Raw genomic sequence first — 20239 nt, 5'->3', positions numbered from 1 at the left:
TTTAACAGTGCCCGCTAGCTAACAGCAATTATTTATCCAGCAAGTTGTATTTCTTTAAGATCCCGCGAAGTTGATGGTAACTAAGGTCGAGCAATTCAGCGGTCTTCTTTTGGTTAAATTGGCCCGCTTCTAACGCGAGTTTAAGAATAGCTACTTCGTTTTGCTCACAGTGTGTTTTGAAGTCGATAGGGAAGTTAACCGTATTGTCGACCTTTGTTATTGGGTTAGCACTTACTTCTGTGCCATTGTTAGTGAAATTAACGTTTTCAGGAGACACACTTTGCTGACGCTCTTTTGTTTTAACGCGCTTTGTTGGTCGATAGGGGGAAGCAAAGGGGTCAATAATGATCTGATCAATGGCGATGTTGGTATCGGCATTGCGATAAACGCTACGTTCAACAACGTTTTTAAGCTCACGAATATTACCAGGCCACTGATACTCCATAAGCTGCTTAGTTGCATTTGGGCTAAAGCCTTCAAATAGCTCAAGCTTTAACTGTCTTGCCATACCGACCGCAAAATACTCTGCAAGTGGCATGATATCTTCTGTTCTGTGTCTTAAGGGGGGCAAAGTGATCACATCAAAAGCGAGTCTGTCGAGTAGATCTGGTCTAAATTCACCCGCTTCAGCAAGAGAGGGAAGATCTTCGTTGGCGGCACAAATAAGGCGCACATCGGTTTGTACCGTTTTGCTTCCACCGACGCGTTCAAATTCGCCGTATTCAATTACGCGTAATAACTTTTCTTGAATTAGCCCTGAAGTATTGGCAAGCTCATCTAAAAACAAGGTGCCGCCATCGGCGCGTTCAAAACGGCCTTCATGTTTTTTATTCGCTCCGGTAAATGCACCGGAGTCATGGCCAAACAACTCACTTTCGAGTAAGTTTTCACTTAACGATGAGCAGTTGAGCTTGATAAAGCTTTGATCCCAGCGTTTTGATAAATAGTGCAAACGCTCAGCGATAAGCTCTTTACCTGTACCGCGTTCACCAATAATGAGTACCGGCTTAGATAAAGGCGCTACTTGTGAAATATGTTCAAGGACTTCCAGTAAAGCATTGGATTGTCCGATCAGGTTATCTTGCTGAAATTGCTTTCTCACAGTAATTTTTAGTCTTTCACGCTAATAAGTGGTGAAAATAATAATATGACGGTCAGTTTATAAATGAAAGTAAAAGTTAAATAATTGTTTAAGTCGTTGTATTGTGGGGTAAATAGAAAGTTGGCACGGAATGTGGATTATATTTATCGAATCCAACGTTAATTAGAGGAAATTATTATGGGAATCTTTTCACGCTTTGCAGACATCATAAACTCGAATATCAGTTCATTACTTGATAAGGCTGAAGATCCAGAGAAAATGGTTCGTCTTATCATTCAGGAGATGGAAGACACGTTAGTTGAAGTGCGCTCTACCTCTGCCAAAGTATTGGCTGAGAAAAAAGAGATCATTCGCCGCATCGCTAAAGTACAAGAGCAGGTACAAGATTGGGAAAATAAGGCTGAACTTGCTTTATCGAAAGACCGTGAAGATCTTGCGAAAGCGGCTTTAGTTGAAAAACAAAAAGCTAATGACCTAGCGCAAACACTTGCTGCTGAATTAGTGGTTGTTGAAGAGCATATCTTGCGTCTTAAAGAAGAAGTTAACTTGCTACAAGATAAGCTAGCCGATGCTAAAGCACGTCAAAAGACTATCATCATGCGCAAGCAGACAGCTTCATCACGCTTAGAAGTAAAGAAGCAGCTTGATTCAAGTAAAATTGATAATGCCATGAGTAAGTTTGATCAATATGAGCGTCGTGTAGAAAATTTAGAATCTCAAGTTGATTCATACGATTTGGGTAATAAGCGCACGCTGAACGATGAATTCGCTGCGCTAGAAGCTGAAGATTCAGTTAACGCCGAGCTTGAAGCGCTTAAAGCGAAAATGAAGGGCAGTAAAACTAAAACTAAGTAATAACCTAAAAGGAGGTGAGTTATGGACCCGGATATTTTAATGGCCCCGATTATTATTTTTATGGTAGTCGTGGCTCCAATATGGTTAATACTGCATTACCGCAGTAAGAGACAGGTTAGCCAAGGCCTTACTGAAGAAGAGTTTAACCAGCTTAATGAGCTGATTGCCAAAGCTGACAAAATGTCACACCGCATTGAAACGTTAGAAGCAATCTTAGACAGTGAGGCACCACAGTGGAGGAGTCGAAATGATTAAACAACCTCGACTCATTACTGTAGAACTGCGCCACTATTTAATTAAATAACAAGGAGGAAGTCAGGATGAACGATGGTAAACGAACGTTATATCGGATTCCTCAGTCAGGTAAAATAGCGGGTGTGTGTGCCGGTATTGCTGATTACTTCAATTTTGAAACTTGGTTAGTTAGAGTACTTGCCGCTTCAATCTTCTTGTTGGGTGGCTCAGGGATTGTGCTGATCATCTACGTGTTGCTTTGGATGATCTTGGATATTAAACCTGGCACAGGAAAGAACGAGTTTGCAAGCAAAGAGATTGAATTGAAGAAAAAGTTTTGGCAATCAGGAGAGCCAGCTAAAATGGCCCTAAAGGATGTGAATAGCCAGTTTAGAACTTTAGAAGTGAGGCTACAAAATCTAGAACGTCACGTCACTTCTGACAATTACGATCTTAAAGATCAAATCAATAATTTATAGATGAATCATCTGTAGCCAATGATCTATAAGCAATTATCTATAGTTCAATGACGGGGCAGGCTATACTGCCCTAGAACTTTCTCAAAACGAGTTTTACTTCATTTTATGGCAAGTCTTAAACGCTCTCTCAAAAAGCTCACTAAGAATACCCAAGCCGTTGCGCTTAGAACAACCGATAGAAATCTACGCCTAGCGGTTACAGGCTTGGCTGGGGCGGGTAAAACAGCGTTTATTACTGGCCTTGTTAATCAACTGCTGCATTCCGGTATTGCAGAAACAAGCTCACACTTACCCTTATGGCAAGTCGCGCGTGATGGTCGCTTGTATGGCGTAAAACGCGATATGCAACCTGATTTAACTATTCCAAGTTTTAATTATGACGGGGCGATGAAGTCGTTAACGACTGAACCTCGGGTCTGGCCAATATCTACCCGTAGTATCAGCGAGCTCAGACTCGCCATAAAATATCGTCCAGCTAAAGGTTTACTGTCAAAGCTTACCGATAGTGCCACCTTATATTTAGATATTGTCGACTATCCGGGTGAATGGCTACTCGATCTGCCCATGCTAAAACTGTCATTTCAGCAGTGGTCAAATACGCAAGTAGAAAGAAAGGCCGTTTTTCAGTGTTCGACTTATTATGCTGAATTTACTCAATTACTTAATAGCATTGATTTGGCCAGCGAAGCTGATGAACTTAAGCTGCAGCAAATTGCAGACAGTTACCAAAAGCTACTGCAAGACTGCGTGACGAATCATGGATTTTATTATGCTCAGCCGGGGCGATTATTGTTACCGGGTGAGTTAGATGGCACGCCTGTTTTGGCATTGTTTCCGCTGCTTGATATTGATGAGTTAGGCTTTCAAACACTTGAACAATCGGCCTCTAACAGCTTTTATCACACGCTAAAGCAGCGCTATAAAGAGTATGTCAGTCGGGTCGTTAAACCTTTTTATCATGATTACTTTGCCAAATTTGATAGGCAGCTATTACTTGTCGATTGCTTTACCCCACTAAACCGTGGCCGTGCTCAATTTGATGACATGAAATCAGCAATCCATGCGGTGATGGAAAGCTTTCAATTTGGCCAGTCGAGCTTACTCAAAAGACTTTTCTCGCCAAAAATAGATAAACTGTTGTTTGCAGCCAGTAAAGTTGACCATGTTACTCGTGATCAGCAAGGCAATGTTTTATCTTTATTGACTCAATTGGTTCATCAAAGTCAGCAACACGCTAAGTTTGAGGGTTGTGAGGTTGAAACCATGGCGATCAGTGCGATTAAATCAACTAGCCATGGCATGGTCAAACAAGATGGACGCGAAATAGAAGTGGTACGTGGCACCGAGCTTAGCGAGCAAGAGCCTGTGACCCTGTTTCCAGGAGAGGTGCCTAAGTCTTTACCCTCTGCTGATTTTTGGGATAATCAGGGCTTTGAGTTTGTCAATTTTGCGCCAGCAGTGAATCAACATCCGCAGCGCAGTAACGCCGATTTTGAGCACATACGTTTAGATCATGTTTTACAGTATTTGCTCGGTGACAAGTTGAAATAATACTAGATCAGTCTTTAGGTAAACGTTAGACGAGTGAGTGTGTATGTCACAAGGTGATAATTCCATTAAAAAACAACAACGATTCGACAATAGTGACTCTGATAGCAATGAGACAGATATAAAGCTAGCTGCAGCGACTAGCTTTGATCCACAGCTCGAGTTTATCGAAACCGCTAGCTTCTCAGAGTCAGAGCTTGAAACCCTAGTTGACGAGCGTTTAGCGGCGTTTGATCCGTTAGCGCAAGAAACGACAAAAGATCCGCACTTAGCGCGTAAACGCAGTTGGTTGGGGAGGTTGTGCCTAGTCGGTATCGCTGTGGTCGTGGTTGTAGAAGCCGTTCTTAGCCTACAAGCGGCTTTTTTACAGAGTAGTTGGTTATTTGGCCTTTATGCCAGTGTCACCGTTCTTGTGACATTATGGGCTGGTAAGATGACCTTTGTTGAATGGCGAAAGCTAAAAGCCTTAAAGGCTATCGAAGACAGTCAAAGTGTTGGTAACCGTTTAGTGCACAGCATGCAGATGGGAGAGGCCGATCCATTTATTGATGAGATCATTGAGAAACTCCCTAAAACCGTGCAGGTTAGTCGATATCAGCAAAGTGTTACAGCGGAACATAACGACGCTGAAAAACTCATATTGTTCGATTCACTGGTATTGAGTGAGCGTGATTTAGCTGCTAAAAAAATTGTGCGACGTTTTGCTCAAGAATCGGCTTTATTACTGGCTGCGAGTCCTTTAGCGATGTTAGATATGGCGATTATTCTTTGGCGTAACCAGAGCATGATTAATAAGCTTGCAGCTTGTTATGGCGTTGAGCTGGGTTATTGGAGTCGCATAAAACTGATCCGCAGCATTATAGGCAATATTATCTACGCCGGCTCGAGCGAGATTATTACCGACTTAGGCACTCAATTGTTGTCGGTAGAGATGTCAGGTAAATTATCTGCCAGACTCGCTCAAGGGCTAGGTGGCGGACTGCTAACGGCAAGGCTCGGTTACCAAGCAATGGCATTATGTCGTCCGCTTGAGTTTACTGCGCAATCTAAGCCTAAGCTTTCAGGGATCCATAAAGAACTGCTACTCAGTCTAAAAGAGCTATCGGCGAGCGTATTGTCTAAAACGGTTAAAGTGGAGAAGAGCAAAGTCCATAAAGACTAGCCCTGAACATTACCAGCATCTGACGGCTTGAGGGCCAACATATAAGCATTTATACGTTGGGCACTTGCTAAAAAGCATTCTCTCACATCACGCCCATCCTTACATATTAAGCCGTTTGTAACATTCAGTTTACAAGCGGTTTAGCTCCTATTCGCCTCAAATAGTATGATCTTTAGCCTGAGTAGTTCATGTTGATTGCACAACGCTGAACTGAGCCTGTTGTTTGATTTGTCGATTAAATGGGTTGGCAAATTCATCTGAAATTAAAACGATGAAGCTGACATTCACAACGATTAAAAAGTCAGTGCAGATCTAGTAGGGAGAGCAATATGCAAGATAGATGGAAACTCGCCACAAAAGTAATCCATGCTGGACGTGAGAGTAACCCCGTCGGTGCGCTGGTGACGCCATTATGCCAAAGTGCTACTTTTGTGTTTGATAGCGCAGAGCAGGGCGGAGCGAGATTTTCGGGAGCTGAACAAGGTTATATTTACACGCGTTTAGGAAACCCGACGACAGCAGAGCTTGAGCGCAAAATTGCTGCACTAGAAGGCAGCGAAGCGGCGGCTGCGACGGCTTCTGGCATGGCGGCGGTATCGGCAGCATTATTGGCAAACTTAAGTCATGGTGATCATTTAGTCGCATCTAATGCAGTTTATGGATGTACTTTTTCGTTAATGACTTCGCTGTTAGTGAGGTTCGGCATTGAAGTATCATTAGTTAATTTCAATGACGAAGCGGAAATTAAGGCCGCAGTAAAGCCTAATACCAAAGTAATTTTTTGCGAGACACCAGTAAATCCACATTTAGATGTGTATAACCTAGATTTGATAGCTGGTATCGCTAAGCAGCACAATTTGGTGAGTGTGGTGGACAACACCTTTATGACGCCTTTATTGCAGCAACCCATCAAGCATGGGATCGATATTGTTATTCACAGCGCCACTAAATACCTCAATGGTCATGGTGATGTTATTGCCGGGCTGATCTGCGCGAGTCATCAGCAGATGGAGGTGATTAAATATGAAGTGCTCAAAGATGTTGGCGCAGTGCTTTCTCCCCATGATGCATGGCTCATCCTGCGAGGATTAAAAACCTTAGATGTTCGCCTTGAAAGGCATTGTGATAATGCTGAAAAAATCGCTAGTTACCTTGAGTACCACCCGAAAATATCTAAGGTGTACTACCCAGCACTTAAAAGCCATCCTGGTCATAAATTGCTTGGAACGCAGATGCGAAGAGCGGGCGGCGTAATAGCGTTTGAGCTTGATGCCAGCCTTGAGGAATCGATAAGCTTTATTAATCAGTTGCCGTTATTTTCTATTGCGGTCAGTCTTGGCGATGCTGAATCGCTTATCCAGCACCCAGCTTCAATGACACATTCTCCTTATACAGATGAAGAGCGAAGTCGAGCGGGGATCACGGATAATTTGCTGCGGATCTCGGTGGGACTAGAATCGGTAGAAGATATTATTCAGGCACTTGAGGCGGGCTTAGATAAGCTGGGGTAATAACCAATTCGTGTGAGGTTAATACTTGCTGATTTTTACAATGAATAATAAGAGCCCGACCTAAGGTTGGGCTCTTTTGTGTTGGGTTAAATATCCCAGAAAGTATGCGCGATGATATAAAGCACTACCATACTGATAAAGTTGATAATCACACCAGCCTTCATCATTTCAGACTGCTTAATATAACCGGAGCCATAAACGATAGCGTTTGGTGGTGTGGCAACAGGTAGCATAAAGGCACAAGATGCAGCGATACCAATTAATACTGACAGCATAACAGGTGACAGCCCTAAAGCTTCGGCTATGGCAGCAAACACCGGAACCAATAATGCTGCACTGGCCGTATTACTGGCAAATTCAGTTAACATGACCACAAAGGCTATTACTGCAAATGTAAATAGCGCCATGTGGGTATTACCAAAAATATCGGTGATCCAATGGGCTAGAAATACACTTGTGCCCGTTGCTTTAAGTACAGCACTTAAGGTTAAGCCGCCACCGAATAGGATAAGTACGCCCCAATCTGTTGTGGTTTCAATTTTTTTCCATTGGACTAACCCAAGACCTGCCAATAGTACAACCGCACTCAGGGCTACAATTGTATCGAATTTAGCGATGCCGCCTAAGGCTTGTGAAAGAGGTTTACTGAAAATCCAGCAGCACACTGTTGAAATGAAAATAAGTAGGGTTAATTTACCTTGGAAGTTCAATGACTGCTGCTCGGCTTTCACTTCACAGATCATCGAAAGATCGGGCTTTAAGTACAAATAAAGTGCAATCAGCATCATTGGCAGCATAATTGCGACAGTAATAAGACCAAACTCAAGCCAATCGGCAAAAGATAGTCCTACTTGAGCAGCCGCAATCGCATTAGGCGGGCTGCCCACTAAGGTACCTATCCCGCCGATGTTGGCCGAGTAGGCGATACCTAGCAACACAAACAGGTAGGTGCTTTTATGTTTAGCGATATCGATTTGATGCAAAATACCAAGAGCAAGAGGTAACATCATTGCGGTTGTGGCGGTATTACTGATCCACATAGATAGACCCGCGGTGATCCCAAATAGCATCACACAGGCTACTGAAAGGCGACCTTTCGAAGCGCCAAGCACTTTCTGGGCAATCAACCTATCAATACCTTGGTGGTTTAACGCAGCAGCTAGCACAAAACCACCAAAGAATAGATAAATGATAGGGTTCGCAAAGTGACTCATTGCCGATTGTGTTTCGAACACACCAAATAGAACGGCCAAAATTGGAATTAGAATTGCTGTGACACTGATATGAATGGCTTCTGTTAACCACAGAATTGCTGTAAATACCAGCAAGGCTAAACCCGTATTAACGCCTTGTTCGAAGGGAAGGAAGTTATACATCAAAAATAACAGTATGATATCAGCAGCCAAAATGATTAACTTTTTCTGCTGTTTTGACATCATGCCATCGGTATTATCGGGTACTTTTGTTGATTCAAATGACATTGTCATGTCCATTATTATTTTAGGTTGACTCACTCTAGTTCAGCTTTAGCTAAGTTCAAAATCTGGCATGGCGTTAAAAACTTACAGATTTGGCATATAAAAAGCGTGTGAGCTCTCACGAAAATAGCGTATTTGAGATTACTGTCACTTAAAGTTGTTCTGTTAATTCGACATTTATTCATCAAACAGGCATTTTTTGTATGTGCAATACAAGTTACTGAAAGTTAGCCATTATACCTTTAGCGTGATCGAGATCTCTTTCGTGTTGGCGTTGGTGTGACGGTGCGCGCTGACTGGCTAAATTCGCGACAGTGATCTATCTTTTAGTTGTGGCGATGGAAAAAGGATTGCGGCCACACATTTATGGATAAATAAAAGGAGTTTTCTATGTATAAAGTCATTTTGTCTATTTTATGCCTATCGAGTTTATTAATATTTCCTGCAGTATCGGCAACGAAAGTTGCAGAAGCACCCACGTCACAGCAAGCAAAACAATCTAAAGCTAAATCCGAGTTGATTAAAATTAATAGCGCAACAATTGCTCAGCTATCCGCATTAAGTGGTATCGGTGAGGCTAAAGCCGCTGCAATTGTTGAGTATCGTCAACAGCATGGAAATTTTAATTCAATTGAACAACTCACCGAAGTGAAAGGGATTGGTGAAAAGCTAATCGAGAAAAACCGCAGCAAACTTAGTTTATAGCTACCTACAGTTAAACTGATAACCAACCCCTTACGCGATAAGCTCTAGTTTATAGTGTGAAAAAGCCCTTATTTAAGGGCTTTTGTTTATAGAATCGTCGATTAAACCCAAATTGGGTAAACTTGGGTGATAATCACTTGATTGCTGGTGATGCATGATAGATAATGCAGCCGTTCTTTGGAGTAACGCTCTTAAAGAAATCGATGGTGACCCTAGGGTCCCTCCGCAATGATAACTTGTGAACTCGGCCAGGCCTGGAAGGGAGCAACCGCAGCAAGTGACTCATGTGCCGGAGTGCGGCTCTAGGGGAGCCTCCAAACTAAAGTCTAATCAAAGACTTATCTCAGAAAGACCTCAGGTGATACACTTGGTGGTACACTCGATGAGAATTAGTTTACATAAAACTCCCCCATATTTGTTTCAATCTCGCCATGGCATTTGGTATGCGCGCGTAGTTGTACCTGAAAATCTTCGGTCTATCCTCGGTAAACGTGAAATCAGAAAGTCCTTAGCGACTCGAGACCGTCTTGAGGCTGTTCGTAAGTCTTGGCAAGTGTTGAGCCAGCTTAGATGTGTTGCCGAAGGTGATACTCAAGACACTACGGAGATGGTTCATACTCAAGCCTGTACGCAAGAGGCCTTAAGACCAGCCAATGTCTCTGCCCCCACTATTACCGCCCAAAGCAACAACAGTCATCCTAAGCTCCCAAGACTTAGCCAAGTTGTAGAAGAGTTTTGCCAAGAGAAACGTAAGCAAGGCGCTTGGTCACCACATAGTGAGCAGGTTAATCGTCAGACCTTTAAGGATATGATTAATCTTATAGGTGACTTACGCTTAGATGAGTTCACATTGGCTAAGGCATTGGAGTACAAACGACACTTCTCATCCAAAGCAGACCTTGCGGTATCTACAGTTAACAAGCGACTGACTCGAGTCTCTGCATTATTACAGTGGGCTGCTCTCCATTACGGCACTAGCAACCCTATGACAGGCTTAAGTATTAAGGTGTCGGCTAAGGTTAAGGCCTCTAAGGCTAGAGATGCACTGAGCGAGACCAGAATCAAACAGCTATTCAGGGAAATCCCACCGACCACTGAGCATAAAATGCCGTACCGTGCATGGTTGCCAAGGCTTGCTGCTTATACTGGCGCGAGGTTAGGGGAGCTAGCTCAACTATATATAGATGACTTTACCGTTATTGATGGTTATCCCTGCATTCACATTAGAGCGACACATCCAGATCAGTCCATTAAGACCGCGACCAGTGAACGTGTCATCCCTATTCATCCTAAGCTAATCGCTATGGGCTTCCTTCAGTTTGTTGATAAGCAACAGGCTAGCGGCCACGAGCGACTATTCCCAGAACTCAGGAAGATATCGACTCGTGGTTATTCACATCAGGTCTCTAAATGGTTCTACACCTTTAAGCCTAAGTTGGGCTGGGGTGAGCGAGACACCTTACATGGCATTCGTCATGCGGTGGCTACTCAGCTCAAACATAAAGAGTACAGCTCAGATATGGTCGCTGGTTTGCTTGGTCATTCTCATGGCTCTATAACCTTTGACCGCTATGGCAAAGAATACAGGATAGAGAACATGTTGAAGCTAGTTAAGGCGTTGGATTGGGAGTAGCTCAAATAGAGTTTTGCAAACGGGTTAGACGGGTCTGGACGATACGTTTCTGTCGCTTGATACAGTGCAGCGTCAGGTCTGTGTAACCCTCATAGGTACGTAGGTCCATACGGCGACCGTTTGTCTTGGCGAACTCGTCATGCAGCTCTTCAACAAGACGAATGACTGATGTCCAGTAGGCGTCTCGAGCTTTCTTAATCAGGAGGGTCGATGCGACTTCATCAATCAGGTCTTTCATTGCGGCCATGTCGTGGTCTAAAGACTCCAGAGCTGTACGCATTGCGAAGCCGCCTTTGCAGCACTTACCGTATAACTCAGAAGCACGTTCACCTTGGACGTCAGCTACAGAACGAGCGATAGAGATAGCCTTGGGGATGTCACCATTGGTTAGCGCTATGAATGCTTGGACTACAGCCATATAGAACTTTGTGTCGCACCACATGGCGTAAGCGTACAGAGCTTCTTGAGTTGCCCAAGTGTATTGCCCGTTTCGACCGTCTCTTTGAACCCGCATATTTCCGGTTTCAGAAAGTTCCTTACGGACGCGGTGTCGCCATTCGCTAGGGCGTTGCTTCTCGGTCAGACCAAAGGAACGCCAGATGTCGTTAAGATCAAACATGCCGTCTTCATTAGAAGTGATAGTCGCAGTGACCTGATTGAAAGTTAGTTGGATAGTTTTCATGAGTTTTTCCTTGTGAATTACTTAATGTTGCGATGTGAAATGACAGGCTTACAGATGGTCTTAAAGCCTGTCGGTGGTTGTGTAAGCATCTCAACACGAGCCTTGTAACAGGACTGGGTAGAGGTGCGGTTAGTGGAGATTGGTTTTGAACGTGTTGTTATGCCCTAAGGGAATAGGGGCGTAGTTCTTGAACGGTTGTGGTTTACGCAAGTTGGTGAGTTTGCCTTTCATATAGCCACGCTTTAAACAGCTTGCGCATTCGAGGGCATACAATAAATAAGTGCATAGGTTCCCCCTTTCGAATACACCCTCGCCATATGAGCTGGAGCATTTCAGCTAGGGCATACTTGTCTTTATTGAATGTCACTCCTTTGTTCTTACAATGGTTGTAAATAGCAGGGTTCTCAAACTTACTAAGCGCGTAAACGACAGCAGTCTTGTTGGCATGCTTGTTAGTTGCTCGGCAAGTTGAAGCGACCCAAAGTGCGTTGGTGTACTTTGCTCCTTTGGCTTGTGCTTTTCCTGACTTGATACGCTGACCATTTTCATCCTTATAATCCCAGTTTGCCTTTGGGCAAGTAATGAGAATATTTTCAGACGTTAGCTTTCTGTTGGTCACGAAGCTTGTAATCAGAGCGGAAAGTGGCTTGATGACTGCTGGTCTAGCTTTACTCCACCAAACTTGAGTTAAAGAAGCTCGAGTGTCCTTTTTGGGTTCAAACAGTTTGATGTTGTCACGGGCTATCTGCTTGAGTTCAGTCTCATTGCGCATTAAGGCAAGCTCATGGGTAATATCCAGTGGCTTGATGTCATGAATACGACAGTAATGGGAAAAGATGGTGCCTTCCCATAGGTAGGTCATACAGATAACTTCTTCAAAGGAAGATAGGATACTGATTGGATACTGGTGTATGAGGGTTTCACCACCGATCAAGTACAAGCTTTGGTTACAACAGTCCTCTGCAAGTGCTTTCTCTCTTGCGTCATCAATAGCTGCAATAGGGAAGCTCGCACAGTTCCAAGTTATAAGGCCGTCAGCTGCTACAGATAAGGCTTCCGACTCTATCAAGGTTCTAAGTCGATGGCGTCCAAGAGGTGGGGGGACTTTGATTGCCTCCACTGCTTCATCAATGATTAGGACGTATCCAGCAGCATTAATCTCGTTAGCATCAGAATGATTGAGGTTCTGGAGTGTTGCGTGTGTAGTGACAATATTGTACCCGTTAAGGATTAGATCCATGAACGAGTCCTTTTTGCTTCGACCCATAGATGTGGGCTGCTGAAAGTTTAACTCGGGGCAATCTTGTTGAAAGCGTTCGAGTTCAGATAGAAGAGGGGAGACATACACAAACTTCGAGGCTAGTGCGTTATCCTTCATATATTGCTGAATGGCGGTGCTCTTTCCTGCTCCCATCATCGCATCGACGACTTTTAAGTTAACTTTATATTGTGTTGTATTAGTTTTCATATGGTTGTATCCATTGAGTTTAAGTAAGGGCACTCATCAAGTCCCATCCACACAAAGGCCAAACAGCAAAGGATACTTCCTAAGTGTGGTCTCGAGTGAATGCGCTTAATTAAATGCTGTTTGGGTTATAGGCCTTGGGTGACCTTGGTGTTGGTTGAAGTTGCCATGGTTTGAGGGCACGACAACAGGGATTAAATTGACTCAGATTGAGGCAGAACGACTTTCATTCCATTAGTCCGCTTTGAGGGGCGGTTTTTGTATCTCGATATTTACTTTATCTCTAGGATGATGAAAGTTGATTAGAGGGTTCTAATGTTGACAGCTCCGCTAAGTCATATCCTAAGATGTCTGACCTAAGTCTCAAGCTCTCTTAACGATAGAAGTCTTTTAGTTACTATAAAACAGTTAGTTACATCATCCTTATGCTTGTTTTGAAAATTAATAGGCATACAAGAGTAAAGACAATATAAGTAACGACCTCATTTACGACTCAAATCCTTAAGGTTAAAGCTTATGACTGCTTTAGGTTTCACTCTTAAGTAACTTAGGTGGATAAAATATCATTATCTAAGTAGGCATCATTACTGAGGCATTGCTCTGAGAAGTCTTGTAGAAGGGAGACCGTGACAAGGAAAATCTGATAGGTTTGGGTTTCAAGATTGTGTCTACAGAAGAGATTCAGGTTAGCCTTAAGTTGTGAGGGCTGCAATGAGTAGCTGCTTAGTTCTATAGTCCGCTTTGAGAGTGTAGATTTGATTGTCTTACCAATGCTGTGGTTAAGTCATCTTTATTGGCGGTCGACTAAAACAGGTAGTCAGAGACAGATAAGCTTTAAGACTCTTGAATGATCTAGAGCTGCTCATATGCCTCATGGCTACCATTTACTAAGCTAGGTCTAACGTGCCTCTACGGATTATTTAGAGGGGTTGTAGGGCCTCATTTCAGTAGCCTATACAGTGTGGATACCCCGACACCAATAGTCTTGGCAGTCTCAGCCATAGACAATCCTTTGGTTCTCAACTCCTTTGCTCTTGCTACCGTGGCATCAGGGGTCGCGGTTCTTCCTTTGTACTTGCCCTCGGCCTTGGCTCTATCAATACCAATCCTTTGGCGTTCCAAAAGTGTTTCCCTCTCAGCCTGAGCTATCTGTGCCATGACTGCTAGAATGATTCTGCCTGCGGTGCTATTCAGGTTTGTACCATCCAAGTCACTAACGACTACGTTAACCCCACGTTTGCACAGTTCATCAGCCTGTTGCTGTACTGCCAAAGCATCACGCCCAAGACGGTCAACAGACTTGACAATGAGCGTGTCTCCTTCGACTAAATGAGCAACCAACTTCTTATATTCAGGACGATCTAGGGTCTTGCCGCTAGCTTTCTCTGTTACCACAAAGTCTGTCTTAGGGTACTTAGCCTGTAAGTAGTCTACTTGCTGGTGGACATTCTGTTCATTGGTAGAAACACGAGCATAAATGTATGTGGTCATGGGACTTCTGGCTCTCGTTAGACTCTAGAACCAATGAGAATATGTGTTTCTCATTTAAATACCACCCTAACGAGAAAGAAATGAGATGTCAGTCTGGTTTCTCTTTAGAGATTACCCCAGAGAGAAACAGGAAGTGTGTACTTAAAGAGATTGCTGAGTGCGGTTACCCATAGGCTGTCTAATGCTCCGGCAGATGAGCCTAAATGTAGGGAGCTAAATGAGGGGGGGGGGGCAGGGGGGAAACTAGCTGAGGCCTTATTATTAAAAGACCTCAGACAATTTTGTGATGTTTTTAGGGTAAAAGAAGTATCAATAAGTGTAATACTGAACAGCATCTTTAGGAATGACGATGACTTTATTGTCACCGTATAAAAATGCATATCCAGAGTTTACTGTTATCAACTTATAAGTGCTTAACTGCTTGTATTCGTTTTTGAGTTGCAAACTGACATCAGCAGAAGCTGTAGATTTTAAGTCTCGTATCTGAGAGTTGGCCTTTAGAACTAAATAGACACAAAACAATGAAAGTACTACCGCTAATAGGATAACAATATGGAAATTTTTTACGTAGCGTTCAATCCTAATTTTACCGACAGTCTCTATTAAAACAAATACTGAAAGTAGAGCTATGTGAGCTGCCAGACTTTTACCGCTATTTGTATACAACTCAGTAAAAATAGATAGCACAGTCATAGGAATGACAATGTAAATCCACCAGTCTTTGCTTTTGGATTCGATTTTGTACTGGTCATTGTGTATCACTGTATGTAACCGACTAGAAGCCCCTTTGATAAAAAATACAAAAAATATTAAGGTAGCAATAACGGCTCCAAATACCACATCAATACTACTCGACAAATAGTCAGAAATAGTAAAGAACTTAGCTACTTCAACGTCTAGTTTCCAGAATAAATATTTGGTGTATAAAAATCCTCCGCATAGAAATAGAGCTGAAAACATAGTGATGAGGATAGTCAAATGGGCTGACTCTATATCAATAGGCTTTATCAGTTCTGTTTTCTTAGTTTCTATGTACTCGTCCCTTACTTTAAAGTAATTAGCTTTCTCTATTTTCTTGGACTTGATTGCAGACTTTCTTAGTACTGAAAGCTTTGCTTCTGGTGGAGGGTTTTCTCCTAAAATTTCTTTTAACCTTCTATGAAGGCTTAATGTTGCTGATTGCGTATCAGAGAAAACCATATGTTTATTGAGCTTTAGTTCTAATAAAAGGTAATTTGTCATTAACTCTTTGTAGACGTTGGTATTTTGGATACGCTCTTTTAAAAGCTCATATTGCTCGGGGTTAACATCACTTTTTGAGCTTTCTAAATCAATGATGTCTTTGATTAGTTCACCAGACAGGAGAGAGTTTTCATAAAGTTTATTCTCAGGAAATAACTCAATAGCTAATGAATTTGCTTTAAAACCTATGGCTGAAACACAACATAAACTTGCTCTTCTAATGTGCCGAATAAGGATATAAAAGCATCGTAGAACCAGTGTTTTCATATGTGTTTTCAGGTAGTTTGCCAACTTGATGCCCTTTAATCTTGAAGTCATGCGACATTATCAAATTTGATCAGTAGGGACAATAATAAACAGCGTCCAGCTATTTTTTGATAATAGATAGGTCTCACATAAATACATTAAATCTTGTCGATTGTATAAATGAGTGGTACATATAGTGCGACATTAACGACTTAACCCAACTTGGGTCATTTCTGAACTAGTTAATGGATGCTTACCTCGCGTCTCCAGCAACGGTGGCTTGTGTGGGTGGTCTCTCTCGGGAAGGGAGCAACCGCAGCAAGTGACTCATGTGCCGGAGTGCGGCTCTAGGGGAGCCTCCAAAACTCCCCGCTTTTTGTAACACCTAAGAAATAACTATTTGTTTTCATACTTTTTTTAGTGCTAATCCAACTAACGTTATCAGTTCTATTGCGCCTTTTTTATATTAGACTCCCTACTTGTACAATTCGTGTGTACCACCTCATGTAAAAAATCGGATTAGCTTGTCCTGCCCCTGTATCTGGATTAGGCTCTGAATGTTCTAGCTGCTGGATATTGACTCCACAAGACGCCATGAACTCATCCCTGAGGGCTTAACTACAGCATCAACTACAGCATCCATGCTGCAGAGTCTTGCTCGTTCAATATCAAGCTGCTCCTTATCGAGCTGTAATAGCCTGCCTTTTATAAAGCGTCATGAACGATAATGAGGCTTACTAAAGCCAATGGGTAATTTGTTGATACCTGCTTGCGGTCACTTACGATGGTGTCATCTAACGGTGGTTTGATGAGCCTAATGATTCTTAGGGCTTGGCTTTGGTTGCTTTAGTGTTTATGTCCACAGGTTAAAGGAATAGGGCTAAAGCTAAAGGCTTGTCTTTGTGTTGTATTTGAGGGGCTGGGGGAAACTCGCTGAGGCCATATTATTAAAAGACCTCAGATAATTTTGTGATATTTTGATACGTGCGAATAGTCGTGACTTAAACTCTGCGAAGCGACTACTGCTTATTAGACTCTTTTAAAAACACCCGCGACTTTTCTAGCGCTTGCTGTATTTCAGCCTTCATCTGTTGTAGTTCGTTGTAATCTTCAAAAAAGTAGGTATCGACTAAGTGTCTGATATAACGTACTGGAAGTTGATTGAGTGTAATACAGCAGAGATCGGCGAGATAATCTTCGGGGAGTTCATCCAATAGACCTTCATCTGACAATAGTTCGAGCAATAAGACTTCATAGTAGTTTCTTATTTCTAATTGCATATAACACCCCTTGTGTTAAACAGATTTGAATCTTGATAACCCTGACATTACCACATTGTATTAGCGGCAATAAATAGCTGACTATGACGAAGGTTAAGCTGTTGTGGTTCTTTACTGTAGCCGCCACCGATGACACAAGCAATGGGAATTTGTGCTGTTTTAGCTTGAGCAATAACTTCTTTGTCTCGCGCGTAAATGCCATCGATGCTGATATTTAAATGGCCAAGATTGTCATCACTATGTATATCGACGCCAGCGTCGTAAATAATGAGATCGGGTTTATGTAGCCGTATAAGGTAAGCAAGTGTTTGGTTGACGGTTTCTAGGTATTGCTTATCTTGCGCGCCGCGGGGGAGCTCTACGTCATAGTCGGACGATTGTTTGCGTGCTGGAAAATTCTCTTGGCAGTGAATAGAGCAAGTGATTATCTGGCTTGATGATTGAGCCATAGTGGCTGTGCCATCACCCTGGTGCACATCACAGTCAAAAATAAGCACGGTCTCAATATTGTCCAGCTGTAAGCTAGCATTAGCAGCTAAAGTCAGATCATTAAAAATACAGTATCCACTACCAAATTGCTGGTGGGCATGATGGTAACCTCCACTTAGATGTATTGCGCAGCCGTGCTCTATCGCGAGCTTACAAGTAAGTGCGGTTCCTGCAACGGAGTAGAGGGTGCGTTCAACTAAAGAATTGCTCCACGGAAAGCCGATGCGACGCATCAGTTTGCTGTCTAGTTCACCTGAAATAAAGTCTTTAACATAGCTTTGATGGTGTAATTGCGTGAGATATTTGAAATCGGCTTTTGTTGGTGAGTTAAATTGCGCTGGTGCTGCAATTCCCTGATTGAGTAGGTACTCGTATAAAGCGCCGTATTTGGTAATAGGAAATTGATGCTGTGATGGCAACGCCAGCTTAGAGTAGCTGGCGTGATATACCAATGGGATCATACTCAATGTAGGATCAAAACCAAGGTTAAAGCTGTTTAATGGCCCAGCTCATGAACTCTTTACGTGTTTGTTCATCAGCATGTAGCCACCAGTATTGTAGCATTTGCTCTGCTTTAGCGGCGTCTTCTGCTGAAGTCGCTGGTGCAGCGCCTACAACTGCTGGCATTGTTGCCGTGGCAGCTGGAGATGGTTTGCTAACTGGGGCGCTAGGTGTTGATGCGACGGCTACCGCGGCACTCGTTACTATCGCCGCTTCAGCGTCTATGTCTGTGGCGTCGTTACCACTAAAAAATCGGGACACGAATGATTCTTCGGTGATGTCGGTTTGAGTGACTTTGTAACTCACATTGCCTTTGTCTTCACGAGTAATAATGACTTGTGGCGCTTTCGCAAAGCTTTTTGGGTTTTTAACAAACTCACCATCGGCTGGTTTTAATTGGTAGCTGTAATCACCATCCACATCAATCGTGACGATAAATGCATTTGATTTAATATTAGATTCACTGTCGCTAAAATCATCTTCAACTAAGTCGTTATAGCGAATAGCGATTTTGTGAGTGCCTTTATCAAGTTCAATCTCTGACTTATGATTAAATAGGCTACTCTTTATCTCTTGTCCATCAACTGCGATGTATTCAAAAGCCATTGGGATGTTGAAGTCAGCGGCAAAAGCTGCTGAAGAACCACAGAGAGCAAGAAGTGCGGTAATGGTTAGACGTGGTTTCATTTTTGTTCCTTAACGATTTTGACTCTTAAAAGGTCGCTCGAATAATTGGATGCGATCTTCGATATAACTCGTAGCTTGTCGACATTTTCCTAGCCGACTGTGCAGCGAAAGGATCTCATTCTGCAGCTTGATTTTGTCAGCACTATGACAGTTTTCAAGTGAAGATTGCAAATTTTCAATTTTTTGTTCAATAATCTTAGCCCAGTTCAAATGTTTGTTAAGTTCTTCATAGAGTTGATGGCTATTTTGCATCACATTTGAGGCTATCCAGCTAAAGCCACTTTGATTGTGGGACTGAATTCCTCGCTTAATGGCATAAGCTCTTCGGCTGCGTTTTTGCTGTTCAATTGACTTAACATTAATACCGGTTGTTAATAGCGCACGTCTGAGTGCACTAAATCTATCTTGAATTTTCTCGCAGCTAGAGACAATCGTTTGAGGCGAGCGCTTCGCTTTTAATAGCTGTTCAAGTTGGGCAATGCTTTTTGAAAGTTGATCGATACAGGGCTGGAGTTGGCCACCCGCTTGAATAAATAGTTCGTTATTAAAACGTTCAATATCTTGCATCATTTTACGCTGCCCTGGTGGCAGGCGAGAATCATGCTGTAATACCTCTTGCTCCAACTGTTTTAGCTGTAACTTGAGTTTTTTGATGAGCTCATCTGTGGTCATAACCAAGCACTCCAAACTAACTGCGCCGCTATTAAGAGTATAACGGTGATAAAAACAGGGCGGATAAACGGCAGGCCAAATTTAATGGCTGAGTGCGCGCCGATATATGAGCCTACCATCATACACAGCCCCATAGATAAACCTATGACCAAGTGAACCTTGCCTAACATAATAAAAATAATCAGTGAGGTGAGGTTACTGGTAAAGGTCATGGCTCTGGCGAGTCCACAGCTATAGAGTAGAGGCAATTTGTGCAGACCAGTGCTTGATACTGTCCAAAAAGCGCCAATACCAGGACCTGCAAAACCATCGTAAAAGCCTAATGGCAAGCCTTGTAGCCATTGTTTTAGTTTACTCTTAGCTTTAGTCGGGATCTTGTGGTTGTTATCGCCCATGGCATTAGGCTGAAATAGGGTATAAAGCGCGATAGCGATAATCATGATAGGCAGCCATTTTTCAAGCCATTGATTATCTATTAAATAGACGATAAAGGTACCGATTACTGCGCCTATAAAGGTGGCAATAAAAGTGTGATACCACAATGATGGTGAAAATAGGCGTTGCTTATAGTAGGTGTAAGCTGCCATTGAGGAGCCAAAACTCGCGGCTAGCTTATTGGTACCTAGTGCCATATGGGGTGACACGCCCATGGTTAGCAATGCCGGGATCGACAACAGTCCGCCGCCGCCTGAAACAGCGTCGATAAACCCGGCAATAAAACCGACTAATGCGAGTATGGCCCAACTACTTGGGTCGAGAAATAAATCCAATGGTCGT

General features: G+C 42.8%; 19 protein-coding genes and 1 other RNA gene. 9 read left to right on the top strand and 11 right to left on the bottom strand.

Going from position 1 to position 20239, the window contains the following annotated elements:
- Nucleotides 1-28: 28 nt before the first annotated feature.
- The gene (pspF, locus tag ACVBIU_RS14555; RefSeq protein ID WP_447161210.1) at nt 29-1102 is read right to left on the bottom strand and encodes a phage shock protein operon transcriptional activator; all 1074 of its coding nucleotides are present in this window, start codon (nt 1100-1102) and stop codon (nt 29-31) included.
- A 177-nt stretch (nt 1103-1279) separates the two neighbouring features.
- Between pspF and pspA the strand changes: the two genes are divergently transcribed.
- The 6 genes from pspA to ACVBIU_RS14525 all read left to right on the top strand — a co-directional run bounded on the left by pspA (nt 1280) and on the right by ACVBIU_RS14525 (nt 6891).
- Entirely contained in the window at nt 1280-1957 is a 678-nt protein-coding gene (gene pspA, locus ACVBIU_RS14550) for a phage shock protein PspA (protein WP_447161211.1), read from the top strand.
- A 21-nt stretch (nt 1958-1978) separates the two neighbouring features.
- Nucleotides 1979-2212 carry an envelope stress response membrane protein PspB gene (gene pspB, locus ACVBIU_RS14545; RefSeq protein ID WP_447161212.1) on the top strand — a complete coding sequence of 78 codons (234 nt, stop codon included), beginning with the start codon at nt 1979-1981 and terminating at the stop codon, nt 2210-2212.
- 65 nt (nt 2213-2277) lie between these two features.
- The gene (gene pspC, locus ACVBIU_RS14540; RefSeq protein ID WP_447161213.1) at nt 2278-2670 is read left to right on the top strand and encodes an envelope stress response membrane protein PspC; all 393 of its coding nucleotides are present in this window, start codon (nt 2278-2280) and stop codon (nt 2668-2670) included.
- A 105-nt stretch (nt 2671-2775) separates the two neighbouring features.
- On the top strand, nt 2776-4221 hold the full coding sequence (locus tag ACVBIU_RS14535; protein WP_447161214.1) for a YcjX family protein: 1446 nt from the start codon (nt 2776-2778) through the stop codon (nt 4219-4221).
- Nucleotides 4222-4264: 43 nt separating this feature from the next.
- Nucleotides 4265-5380, top strand: a complete 1116-nt coding sequence (locus ACVBIU_RS14530) for a TIGR01620 family protein (RefSeq protein WP_447164118.1) — start codon at nt 4265-4267, stop codon at nt 5378-5380.
- Nucleotides 5381-5709: 329 nt separating this feature from the next.
- Nucleotides 5710-6891 (top strand): trans-sulfuration enzyme family protein, encoded by a 1182-nt coding sequence (locus tag ACVBIU_RS14525; RefSeq protein ID WP_447164117.1) that lies wholly within the window; start codon nt 5710-5712, stop codon nt 6889-6891.
- Between the two features lie 86 nt (nt 6892-6977).
- Here the strand turns inward: ACVBIU_RS14525 and ACVBIU_RS14520 are convergent, their stop codons facing one another.
- Nucleotides 6978-8372 carry an SLC13 family permease gene (locus ACVBIU_RS14520; RefSeq protein WP_447161217.1) on the bottom strand — a complete coding sequence of 465 codons (1395 nt, stop codon included), beginning with the start codon at nt 8370-8372 and terminating at the stop codon, nt 6978-6980.
- A gap of 387 nt (nt 8373-8759) precedes the next feature.
- On the opposite strand from ACVBIU_RS14520, the gene ACVBIU_RS14515 reads away from it, so the two are divergent.
- The 3 genes from ACVBIU_RS14515 (at nt 8760) to ACVBIU_RS14505 (ending at nt 10707) form a co-directional block, all read left to right on the top strand.
- The gene (locus tag ACVBIU_RS14515) at nt 8760-9074 is read left to right on the top strand and encodes a ComEA family DNA-binding protein (RefSeq protein WP_447161218.1); all 315 of its coding nucleotides are present in this window, start codon (nt 8760-8762) and stop codon (nt 9072-9074) included.
- 212 nt (nt 9075-9286) lie between these two features.
- An RNA gene (ffs, locus tag ACVBIU_RS14510) (signal recognition particle sRNA small type) lies at nt 9287-9383 on the top strand.
- 73 nt (nt 9384-9456) lie between these two features.
- On the top strand, nt 9457-10707 hold the full coding sequence (locus tag ACVBIU_RS14505) for a tyrosine-type recombinase/integrase (RefSeq protein WP_447164116.1): 1251 nt from the start codon (nt 9457-9459) through the stop codon (nt 10705-10707).
- Between the two features lies 1 nt (nt 10708).
- On the opposite strand, the gene ACVBIU_RS14500 is transcribed toward ACVBIU_RS14505, so the two are convergent.
- The 9 genes from ACVBIU_RS14500 to ACVBIU_RS14460 form a co-directional block, all read right to left on the bottom strand.
- The gene (locus ACVBIU_RS14500; protein ID WP_447164115.1) at nt 10709-11389 is read right to left on the bottom strand and encodes a KilA-N domain-containing protein; all 681 of its coding nucleotides are present in this window, start codon (nt 11387-11389) and stop codon (nt 10709-10711) included.
- 202 nt (nt 11390-11591) lie between these two features.
- On the bottom strand, nt 11592-12857 hold the full coding sequence (locus tag ACVBIU_RS14495) for a DEAD/DEAH box helicase family protein (RefSeq protein ID WP_447164114.1): 1266 nt from the start codon (nt 12855-12857) through the stop codon (nt 11592-11594).
- A 936-nt stretch (nt 12858-13793) separates the two neighbouring features.
- Entirely contained in the window at nt 13794-14345 is a 552-nt protein-coding gene (locus ACVBIU_RS14490) for a recombinase family protein (protein ID WP_447164113.1), read from the bottom strand.
- Between the two features lie 309 nt (nt 14346-14654).
- Complete coding sequence (locus ACVBIU_RS14485) at nt 14655-15878, bottom strand: hypothetical protein (protein WP_447164112.1); 1224 nt, start codon at nt 15876-15878, stop codon at nt 14655-14657.
- A gap of 974 nt (nt 15879-16852) precedes the next feature.
- Complete coding sequence (locus tag ACVBIU_RS14480) at nt 16853-17113, bottom strand: late competence development ComFB family protein (RefSeq protein ID WP_447161219.1); 261 nt, start codon at nt 17111-17113, stop codon at nt 16853-16855.
- 47 nt (nt 17114-17160) lie between these two features.
- Nucleotides 17161-18063, bottom strand: coding sequence for a histone deacetylase family protein (locus ACVBIU_RS14475; protein WP_447161220.1), 903 nt, complete (start codon nt 18061-18063; stop codon nt 17161-17163).
- Between the two features lie 25 nt (nt 18064-18088).
- Nucleotides 18089-18790: a DUF2057 domain-containing protein gene (locus ACVBIU_RS14470; protein ID WP_447161221.1), complete on the bottom strand. Its 702-nt coding sequence runs from the start codon at nt 18788-18790 to the stop codon at nt 18089-18091.
- 9 nt (nt 18791-18799) lie between these two features.
- Nucleotides 18800-19462 (bottom strand): primosomal replication protein, encoded by a 663-nt coding sequence (locus ACVBIU_RS14465; RefSeq protein WP_447161222.1) that lies wholly within the window; start codon nt 19460-19462, stop codon nt 18800-18802.
- On the bottom strand, nt 19459-20232 hold the full coding sequence (locus ACVBIU_RS14460; protein WP_447161223.1) for a sulfite exporter TauE/SafE family protein: 774 nt from the start codon (nt 20230-20232) through the stop codon (nt 19459-19461). Before ACVBIU_RS14460 ends, ACVBIU_RS14465 begins: the two co-directional genes overlap by 4 nt.
- Nucleotides 20233-20239: the final 7 nt, after the last annotated feature.

The sequence above is a fragment of the Shewanella sp. 30m-14 genome, assembly GCF_052977125.1.
Note: the sequence above shows the minus strand (reverse complement) of the source record. Positions and strands in the feature narration are given on the sequence as shown.